Annotated in this window: 1 protein-coding gene and 1 pseudogene; both read right to left on the bottom strand. The window is 74.0% G+C overall.

The window, feature by feature from the left end:
- On the bottom strand, positions 1 to 774 hold a 774-nt coding region (locus tag Q2100_RS31435; RefSeq protein WP_302917151.1), incomplete at its 3' end, for a Rossmann-like and DUF2520 domain-containing protein.
- A gap of 82 nt (positions 775 to 856) precedes the next feature.
- Positions 857 to 1,001 (bottom strand): annotated as a pseudogene (locus Q2100_RS31895) (DUF6779 domain-containing protein); the annotation flags it as partial.

Consider the following 1,001-nt stretch of genomic DNA (forward strand, 5'->3'; position numbering starts at 1 on the left):
CAGCGCCGACTGGCCGCGCTGCAGTGCGTTCTCCAGCGCCGCGCGCGCGAGCGGACCGACGACGCGTTCGGCGATGCCGCCGGGCGCCCCGCCGACCAGTTCCTGCCCGAGCAGTTCCTGCCCCCACAGCGCCGACCGCAGCGCCTCGACGGCGTCGAGCAGCACGGTGACCAGGTGATTGCTTCCGTGCGCCAGGGCGGCGTGGTACAGCGTGCGGGCATCCTCGCGAACCCGGAACGGCTCGCCGCCGATCTCGAGCACCAGTGACTGCGCGATCGCGTAGCCGACCTCGTCGGCCGCGGTCACCCCGAAGCACGCCTCGGACAGCCGGGCGATGTCCTCGTCGGACCCGGTGAAGGTCATCGCGGGATGGATGGCAAGTGGTATGCAGCCCTGCTCGGTCAGCGGCGACAGGATCGCCACCCCGTTGGCTCCCGAGGTGTGCGCGACGATCGTGCCCGGGCGCACCGCCCCGGTGGCCGCCAGACCCGCCACCAGTCCGTGCAGTTCCGCGTCGGGCACCGCGAGCAGCAGCAACTCCACCCGGGCTGCCACGTCCTGCACGGGCAGCACGGCGGTGTCGGGGAGCCGGCGCTCGGCCCGCCTGCGTGAGGCCTGCGAGATGGCGCTGCAGGCGACGACCACGTGTTCGGCGCGCTCCAGTGCCACGCCGAGCGCGGTGCCGACCCGGCCGGCCGAGATCAGGCCGACCGTGAGCCGGGCCGGACGCAGCCCGTCGGGGACGGCCGACGCACGCGCAGGGGGCTGCTCCATCGCAGACGACCTCGCAACTTGTCGTGGATTCCTACGTTCCGGTCCCGCGCTGCGGGTACCGGACGGTCGATAGCAGACTAGCTCACTCTTCGCGGCGCCTGCGCCTGCCGCCTCCGGAGGGGGCGGTGCCCATCCGGGCGAGCAGGTCGGCCACCGACTGACCGCCGGTGTCCTCGAGGCTGCGGTGCCGCCGGGCGGCGGTCTCCTCCGCGGACTCCGGCTCCGGC

The sequence above is a fragment of the Mycolicibacterium arseniciresistens genome, from assembly GCF_030519285.1.
GTDB classification, from domain to species: Bacteria; Actinomycetota; Actinomycetes; order Mycobacteriales; family Mycobacteriaceae; genus Mycobacterium; species Mycobacterium arseniciresistens.